The organism is Protofrankia sp. Cj5, assembly GCF_917627405.1.
Lineage (GTDB): Bacteria > Actinomycetota > Actinomycetes > Frankiales > Frankiaceae > Protofrankia.
In genome coordinates this window covers 1-8241 of sequence record NZ_CAKJTO010000155.1, presented here as the reverse complement: position 1 = coordinate 8241, position 8241 = coordinate 1, and the positions used below count along the sequence as shown (strand labels likewise).

General features: G+C 69.0%; 8 protein-coding genes. 6 read left to right on the top strand and 2 right to left on the bottom strand.

The features are described 5' to 3' along the window. Nucleotides 1-358 precede the first annotated feature (358 nt). From MJ777_RS21205 to MJ777_RS21190, 4 genes are all read left to right on the top strand, one after another. On the top strand, nucleotides 359-1300 hold the full coding sequence (locus tag MJ777_RS21205) for an ADP-ribosylglycohydrolase family protein (protein ID WP_239377573.1): 942 nt from the start codon (nucleotides 359-361) through the stop codon (nucleotides 1298-1300). Between the two features lie 350 nt (nucleotides 1301-1650). Continuing rightward, a complete protein-coding gene (locus MJ777_RS21200) occupies nucleotides 1651-1803 on the top strand; it encodes a hydrogenase maturation nickel metallochaperone HypA (RefSeq protein ID WP_239377572.1) in 153 nt (50 codons plus the stop codon). Between the two features lie 212 nt (nucleotides 1804-2015). Beyond that, nucleotides 2016-3698, top strand: a complete 1683-nt coding sequence (locus MJ777_RS21195) for a right-handed parallel beta-helix repeat-containing protein (RefSeq protein ID WP_239377571.1) — start codon at nucleotides 2016-2018, stop codon at nucleotides 3696-3698. Between the two features lie 22 nt (nucleotides 3699-3720). Further along, nucleotides 3721-4278, top strand: a complete 558-nt coding sequence (locus MJ777_RS21190) for a hypothetical protein (protein WP_239377570.1) — start codon at nucleotides 3721-3723, stop codon at nucleotides 4276-4278. On the opposite strand, the gene MJ777_RS21185 is transcribed toward MJ777_RS21190, so the two are convergent. Both MJ777_RS21185 and MJ777_RS21180 read right to left on the bottom strand, forming a co-directional pair. Further along, on the bottom strand, nucleotides 4275-6203 hold the full coding sequence (locus MJ777_RS21185; RefSeq protein WP_239377569.1) for a hypothetical protein: 1929 nt from the start codon (nucleotides 6201-6203) through the stop codon (nucleotides 4275-4277). The genes MJ777_RS21190 and MJ777_RS21185 overlap by 4 nt on opposite strands. 34 nt (nucleotides 6204-6237) lie before the next feature. Further along, nucleotides 6238-7275 carry a hypothetical protein gene (locus MJ777_RS21180; protein ID WP_239377568.1) on the bottom strand — a complete coding sequence of 346 codons (1038 nt, stop codon included), beginning with the start codon at nucleotides 7273-7275 and terminating at the stop codon, nucleotides 6238-6240. A 271-nt stretch (nucleotides 7276-7546) separates the two neighbouring features. Between MJ777_RS21180 and MJ777_RS21175 the strand changes: the two genes are divergently transcribed. Further along, entirely contained in the window at nucleotides 7547-7906 is a 360-nt protein-coding gene (locus tag MJ777_RS21175; RefSeq protein WP_239377567.1) for a WXG100 family type VII secretion target, read from the top strand. Between the two features lie 46 nt (nucleotides 7907-7952). Then, nucleotides 7953-8241 (top strand): WXG100 family type VII secretion target (locus tag MJ777_RS21170; RefSeq protein ID WP_239377566.1); only part of this gene is annotated, 289 nt, incomplete at its 3' end.

Sequence of the window (8241 nt, the reverse complement as noted above, 5' to 3'; positions counted from 1 at the left end):
CTGGTGGCGACCGTGTCCAGCTCGGCGAGCAGTGGATGCTCCCAGCCTGGGCTGGTGGTGGCGGCGACGCTCTGCATAGATCAACGATAGCCTGGAATGCCCCCAGGGTCGAACATTTGTTCGTGTAGGGTGCGCACATCGGCGCGGTCGGCCCACGCTATATCGCCGTTCCCGCCGCTGGCCGAGACCGGTATCGGAATCCGGATGGCAATGCTCGGGCCGGTTGCCGAGCTTCGCCGGATGGAGCGGAACTGGCGGGATTTCATGGAATACCTGTTGATTCCCATCGCCAGTGGGTGGACGGTGAGCTGCCTGGGCGGACGAAGCGCCGAACTAAACTAAAGGTGGAAGGCGAAGCATGAACGAGGTCGTAACCGATGGGCTCGCCGATCGGGTGGCCGGCGCAATCGTCGCCTTCGCCTGCGGGGACGCGGCCGGAGTGCCGTGGGAAGGATGCGCTCCCGAGGCGGTGGACCCCGCCCGGATAGCCGCTATCCCCACGGGTCGCGGCTGGCCGGCTGGCTCGACATCCGACGACACCGCGCTGACACTGCTCGTCGCCGAACATCTGATCGACTCCGGCGGGCAGGGCGAGGCGGTGGAGTTCGCCCGGCGGCTGGGCGACCGTGCCGAGGGGATACGCGGCCTCGGCCCGTCCACCCGGGCTGCGATCAGCCGGTTCCGGGGCACCGGCCAACTGCCGGACGCAGGCAACACCAACGGTGGCCCCATGCGCGTTCTGCCGGTCGGCTGGTCCACCCCGCCCCGGGCCGCCGAACCGCGCCGCAGGTCGGCAGTCGAACTGACCCGAGCCACCCACGCCGGCCGGGAAGCCCAGGCGGCGGCGCTGGTCGCCGCGTCGTGCGCGTCCTGGTCACTGGCTGTCGAACAGCCGCGGCAGCTGATCGACATCGCTGTTACCGAGGCTGAGGCGAGCACGGGCCGGCTCGGTGCGGACAGCTCACTGCCCCAGCTGCTGCGCGCGGTGGCCGCTGGTGCGTGGTCCCCGCCAAGGAGCGGCATCGGCCTCGATCCCTACGAGACTGTGACCGCCGTTCTGCACTGCGTGCACACCGCTACATCCCTGCCCGACGGCATCGCCCGCGCCGTTCTTCTCGGCGGCGACACCGACACGGTCGCCGCGCTCACTGCCGGCCTGCTCGGCGCCTGGCACAGCGCCGCTGAGGTCCGCGGGACGCTCCCGTGGAGTACCCGCGTTCTCCTGCCGCCACCCGACACGATCACTCGTCTCGCGGCCGGGCTCGCCGCGTTGCGCCAGCGCGGCCCTACCCGTTTATAGCGTGTTGCTGCCGTGACGCTTTTTTAGAGCGACCGGCAATAGGGACGCGGCGTCGCGGGGCTGGGGCACGCACCTCGCTGCGTTGTCGTCGGTCGACACCCCAAGGACCAGGGTGACTCCCTCCTCCGCCTTGCGATGTACGTGCCCCAGCCCCGCTCCTTGATCCACGCCCCTATTGCCGGGCGCTCTTAGTCAACGCTGTTGACGGCACGTCGTCCATTTTTGATCTTACGGAAAAATACCGCCGATATGACGCACCGTGATGAAATCCAGTAGGCGAAATCCGGCGGCCGAGCCCGTCGTGGCTCGTCATCCTGCGGCTGGCCGATCTGTCCCGGCCGCAGTGTAGCGTGGAATGGCGCAACGCGTCCGACCGGCTGCGCTGCTTCGCCTGCGGCTGTGAGTGCGACGGCGGACGTCTCGATCCGTGCCCGTCCTGCGGCGGCAACGGGATCGTCATCTCGGCAGCGGACGAGCTGGCCATTGTCGACTGGATGACCTGACCGCGCCGGCCACGAGCGAAGCTGATGATCAACGGGCTACCGGTACCAGTGGATTCGGGAACCGCCGGGACATGCCGACCGGGTATCCTTAGAGCGCCCAGCGATAGGGGTGTGGATCAAGGAGCGGGGCTGGGGTGCGTGCCCTGGCCCCGCGACGCCGCGTCCCCTCTTGCCGGTCGCTCTTAGTGGTCGACATCGGACCGGGCGGAGTCATGGCACAGACGGTGACGGTGACGGTGTCCGCGCGGCGAGCGGGGGCCTACCCGACGATTCAGGACGCCTTGGAGATCACGCCGGACGGTGCCGTGATCTCCATCGAGCCCGGCGTCTACTCCGAAGCCCTCAGGCTGCGGGGGCGGCGGCTCAGCCTGGTGGCGGTGGAGCCGGGTTCGGTGACGATCGACGCGACGGCTGTGGGCGGTTGTGCGGTGGCCTGCGCCGCCGCCGAGGTGACGCTGCACGGGCTGCTCCTGAGGTCCGGCGACTACCCGGCGGTGGCCGTCACCGGCGGCCGGCTCCAGATCGACAGATGTCAGGTCAGCGCCGGGTACGCGGCCGGGGTGAGCGTGAGCGACGGCGCACACGTCCAGGCTTGCGACGTCAAGGTGCTCCAGGGGCAGTACGGCATCATCGTCGAGGATGCCGGCGGCCTCCTGGACAAGTGCGAGGTGCGTAATATCGCGGGCGACGGGATCATCGTGCGCCTCGGCGCGGACCCGACCATCCGCAACTCCACGATCGAGGGCTGCGGCTTCCGCGGGATCTACGTGTACCAGGCGGGGCGGCCGACGATCGAGCGGTGCGACATCTCGGCGACCGGGGACGTGGGTATCTCGGTCGCGCACCAGAGCTCGCCGACCATCACCAACAGTTGGGTGCACGACACCCGCGGCGTCGGGATCATGTTCGGTCGCGGGTGTGGCGGGAGCGTCGAGAGCACCCGGGTCGAGGATACGGCCACGCCCGGCATCCACGTCGACGAGGGCGCCACACCGACCATCCGGGAGGCCGACGACTTGGCCCACAGGCCCAAGGTCGGCGTCGGCGCCGTCGAGGGGGGCACCAACCAGGATACGGAGAAGGTCGACAAGTTGCTCGCCGAGCTGGACTCGATGATCGGTCTGCACGGAGTCAAGGCCGAGGTGCGGGCGTTGATCGACGAGATCCAGGTCAACGAGTGGCGGCGCGGCGCGGGCCTGGCCGTCGGCGCGGTCAGCCACCACCTGGTCTTCATCGGTGCCCCGGGCACCGGCAAGACCACCGTCGCCCGCATCTACGGCCAGCTCCTCAAGGCGCTCGGGGTGTTACCCAACGGCAAGTTCAAGGAGGTGGCGCGGCGCGAGCTCGTCGGCCAGTACATCGGTCACACCGCCGAGAAGACCACCGCGGTTTTTGAGGAGGTCATGGGCGGTGTACTGTTCATCGACGAGGCTTACACCCTGTCCCGGTCCGCCGGCGCCGGCGCCGATTTCGGCCAGGAGGCCATCGACACGCTCGTGAAGCTGATGGAGGACCACCGCGACCAGGCTGCGGTCATTGCAGCCGGGTACACCCATGAGATGGCGGACTTCCTGGACGCCAACGCCGGTCTCGCCTCCCGGTTCGCAAAGACGCTGGAGTTCGAGAACTACTCTCCCCAGGAGCTTGTGCTCATCGCGAACCGGATCGCACGCAACGACGACTACGTGTTCGCATCGGGCGTCGACGACGCTCTCTTCGAGTGGTTCAGCCAGATTGAACGCGACCAGAACTTCGGCAATGCGCGCGAGGCGCGCAAGCTGCTGGAAGGTATGCGCAAGGCGCAGTCCGGCCGGTTGCGGGCGCTCGGCCGGATACCCGGCCGCGACGACCTCCGTACACTCGTCCTGGACGACCTGCTCGCCGCGGCGCATTAACGCCGAAGGGAGGCCCCACGGGATGAAGCCCGGGCCGACGGCCGACTATCCGATGAAGGTGATTCACGAGCTGTCGGAGGAGGAGCCGCCAACGGCGGAGCTGTACGCGGGCGTCTTCACCGCGGTGCTCAACTTCGTCGTGTACATCGTCTTCATACCGGATGTCAGCGCAGTCGCCCCACCGTGGGATGACCACCTGTTGCCGGCGAACTTCGACGAGATAATCACCTCCGAGCAGGCCCGCCTGGCAAAGGCCCTCCTCGGGCGGTACGTGGTGACCCCGAACGATGTGCGTGCGGGTACCGAGGAAGCCTTCGAGTGGGGACATGACGGCGAGTACGGCCCCAGCAGCGGCGTGGTCTTCTACGTCACCCCCGGCGACTTCACACGGTACGCCGCTGGCCTTGCCCGGCTCGCCGAGATGAACGAGAACGACGTCTATCCCAAGAAGACGGTGACCGCACTGCGCGGCTACGAGGTCATCGCCTTCATCGAACGGCGGGTGCTGGCGTCCCAGTGGTTACGGCCGCAGGACGCCGTCATGCTCGGCCTCGCGCCCGGAGGCCCCAAGCATTTTTAGCCGCCGCCGTCCAGTGCCGAGGGCGGCTCCGCTCGGTACGAATTGTCCTCGGGCTGTTTGGCCACCACACCGCCGCCCGGAGTGTCGACATTGAACGCCTCCTCGTCGGTGACGATTCGCTCACGCTCGTCCACCCGTTCAGCCTGCCCGGCTCGGTCCTGTACCGGCACAGGGCCGTCAGGCCTGGCTCGGCGTGCGGTGAGCTCCGGCGCGACCGTGGACCCCTGACGGGACCTGGCCGGCGTGGCGGCGGCACGGCCGCGCAGCTTGGCCTCCGCCAGGTTGGACACGGCCGCGCTGGTGGGTGGCGGCGCAGGCGCGTCGAGGATGGGCGCGGACGCGTCCGCGCGCGCATCCTCCGCACCGACCCACTCAGAGCCTGGCGCGGGTCTCCCGGGCTGCCCAGGCCGCGCGGGCGCGCCCCGTCCCGGCCTGATCGGCGGCGGCGTGTGCAGCGGGCTGGTCCCCGGGCTGTTCAACACCGGTGGCACCGCACCGGCAGACCGCAACGGAGCCGGGGTGCCGGGCCGGGTCCGCGCCGTCGGGTACAGCTCCTCACGGCTGCCGGGCCGGCGCTGCCCGGCGGCGCGCTGATTGTTCAGCACCGGTGGTGCGGTGCTCCCCGGGGTGTGCACAAAGGGCTCCTCGCGGGCGCCTTCGGCGCCCGACTCCCGCCGTTCCCGCCCCGTGGCGCCCGGCGGCTGCTTCCCGCCCTGGCCTCGGCCTGCCATCGGCGGTGGTGGCGTGGCTGCCGGGGAACGCAGCGCACCCGGCATCGCCTCGGCGGCCGGCGTCCCGATGCCCTTGGCCTGGATCAGGCCGCTGCTCAGGCCGGCGGCGTTGGCGCTCAGCCTGGTGAGGGCGGCCGGCGGCCGGAGGGCCGCGTTCGCCGCCGCGGCGCCGGCGGGCAACCCCGGCGGCATCACGACGGGCGTACCCGCCGGCGCGGCCGGGTTGAACGCCGGCGGCGGCGCCGCGCTCGCCGGATCGGCCTGGCTGGTCGGCACGGGGACCTGCTCCGGGGCTACCGGCGAGGTCACGTTGACCGGCTGGAACCGCGTTGCGGGTGGCGGCGTTGCGGGTGGCGGGTCGGACAGCGCGTTCGGTGGGGCGAGGACGGGTGCGACGCCCGGCCCGGCCGGCGGCCCGCCGGGCGAAGGCGGGCCGCCGCCGATCGTGGGGAACGGCGTATGGCCTACCTGGTTCAACACGGCGTTCATCGGCCTGAACAGTGCGCCGTGCCCGCCGCCCAGGGTGGAGAAGGTCTCGCCGTACTGGTTGCCGACGTTGTAGGCAAGCTCCTGAGCCAGTTTGTTGAACTCCTGTTGTTTCTCCCGGACGGCTTCCTGCTCCGATCGCTGGACGCCCGCCTCGCCGTCGTAGAACCCGAGCGAGACCCCGGTCTTGAAACCCTCCCAGGCCGCTGTCCCGGCGCTCGCGGTCGAAGCGTCCGCGATCTCGGACTCGTAGCGCTTCCAGAGGTTCTCCATGTCGGTGCGCGACTGTCGGGCGATGCCCACCAGGGTGCGCAGACCGTTGACGTTGTCGAGCGCGGCGTCCATCCAGTCCTGGAGGTACGCGAGTGCCTGGCCGGGCCCCTTCTCCATGAAGGCCTCCCGGGCCTTGGAGGACCGCCAGGCCTGTTCGTAGAGGGCGTTGCTCTGGCCGAGTAGCTGCTCCCTGATGTTGTGGAGCAGGTTGTAGGCGTTCTGCCACTGGTCGGCCAGCGCCGAGATGTCCTCCGGATGCTGGTTCATGATCCGGCGACGGATCACCTCGATCGGCTCCCCGCCGCTGCCGTCGCCGCTCGCCGCCGGGGTGAACTCGACCGTGCCGTAGTCGGGCTCGTGATACCACAGCCCACTGCCGTTCGGCCCCCGGCCGCCACGGTAGGCACGGAGGCTCCTCCAGTCACCTTCCGCCATGCCAGGCCCTCCGCGTCCCTTACTGCCCGACCTTCTACCCGAGCGCCCAGGGCGCGGTGGGGTAGTCGTGGGTCTTGATGTCGTCCATGGCGTCCCGGGCCGGGCTGTCGACCGAACCAGACGTTTCGCCCTCGGTCTGCTCGCCGATCTCGACCACTCGCGTGTCGTTGCCCCTCGTCGTGGTGATGGTCTGCGTACGGTCACTGTTGGTCGTGGTCGTCTTCGTACCGGTCACCGTGCCGTCCGGGGCGCGGGTTTCCGTGCGATGCTCCGTGACCTGGCCACCGCTGGACGTCGTCTCCTCGGTCCGTGAACCGGTCTTGTTGCCCTTGCCGTCGTAGAACGCCGTCGTGGTCACCACAGTGTTCCCGACGAGCTCGGTGCTCGACGTCTGGCTGCTGCTGCTGATCACGTTGCCGTCGGCGGCCTTGAGCGTGGTGGTCGTCGTGCCGCCGTATGCGGTGATCGTCCGTGTCAGGCCGTCCTGGTTGACGTACGTCGTGATCGTGGCGGGCCCGGCGCTGACAGTGCTCTGGACCGTCCACTGGTCGATCTGCCCGGACATGGCGCCGTTCCCCTTCGCCGCGTTCTCGTCGAACGCCTGCTGCCAGGTCTTCGTGGGGAACCCTGTGGGCAGCCCCGGTGGCGCGCCCCTACCGGTGTCGCCATAGGCGAACTCGACCGTGTCGAGCGTGGCCGCCGACCAGCCGTCGGTCCCCTGGAACGCATCGGCGATGGTCTGGGCGGCCATGCCGATGTTGTTGAGTCCCTGCGACAGGAACATGACGTACTGCATGAACTCGGCATAGTGGAAGCCCATGCTCTGGGCGATGTACGCCGCCTCGCCGAGGACGCCGCCCTCCCAGGCCTGGGAGGGTAGGGAGCCGAGCAGGTCCAGGTAGCTGGTGCTTCCGTCGAGGTTTCCCTTGACGGTCACCATGTTCTTGGCGAAGTCGACCATCCCGTCGATGTCGACGTCGACCGGCTTGTGGCCGTCGAGCCAGGCCGTGTCCGTGTTGTGGCCGGTCTGCTCCTGGTACGGGTTCGTGGGCGGCTTGTTCGGTGGTGCCACAACCCCTCCCCGTCCAGTTTCGGCGGGCCCATGCCCGGATCTCCCCAAGCCCAGCCACGAGGGTAACTGGGCAACGCCGCAGAATGGTACTCGCGAGGTCGACTACTGGCGTATTGCCACAAATATGGTGACCCGTGGGTAGCCGGCACGGAGTTCGCTGGTCATACTGGATACAGGACGCTACCAACGGTTTCGTCGGATATGGAGCAACTCGGATATTCGGGGAGGCTCCCCGCTCGGGGGGCGGAGCAGAGGACGGAGTGGGACCGCCTTGACAGACACTCCAGGCATCGGCACGGTCCATGCGACCCAGCAGCAACTGAACACGATGGCGCAGAAGTGCATGGAGACACGCGAGAGCGTCGCGACCGGCATGGCGCAGCTCCTCGACCGGATCCAAGGGCTGAGCGGCGCGGGCATGGCCGGCACGGCCAACGCCGCGCTGCAGGGATCGTCGATCCAGCTCAACGAGGGCCTGACCAAGGTCCTGAACGCGCTGGACGAGCTCGCCGGCAAGATGAGTGACGCTTCGGCACGGTACGGCGTCCACGACGAGGACGCGGCCCAGGAGATCCAGGCCGCCGCGGCCGCCACCGGCGACAGCACCGTCATCAGCGTGCTGCGCGGCTGACAACGACGAGGCTGACAACGACGAGACTTTGCAGAGGTGGAATCTGATGGGCGGACCGAGCTACGGCGCTGACGGCACCATTACCTACAACTTCGGGCAGATCGCGGATGTCGCGGCCGCGATCGGCACCTATACGGGTGCGATGGAGGGCTCCCTGGAGGACCTCTACACCCAGTTCACGCAGCTCTTCGCCGCTGACTGGCACGGTGAGGCCGGGCAGGCGTGTGACCTGGCACGGCAGAAGTGGAACCAGGGCGCAAGCGAGATCAAGGCCGCGCTCACCCAGGTCGGGATCAAGCTGGGCGCCTCCGGTGAGCGCACGCAGTCGGTTGACA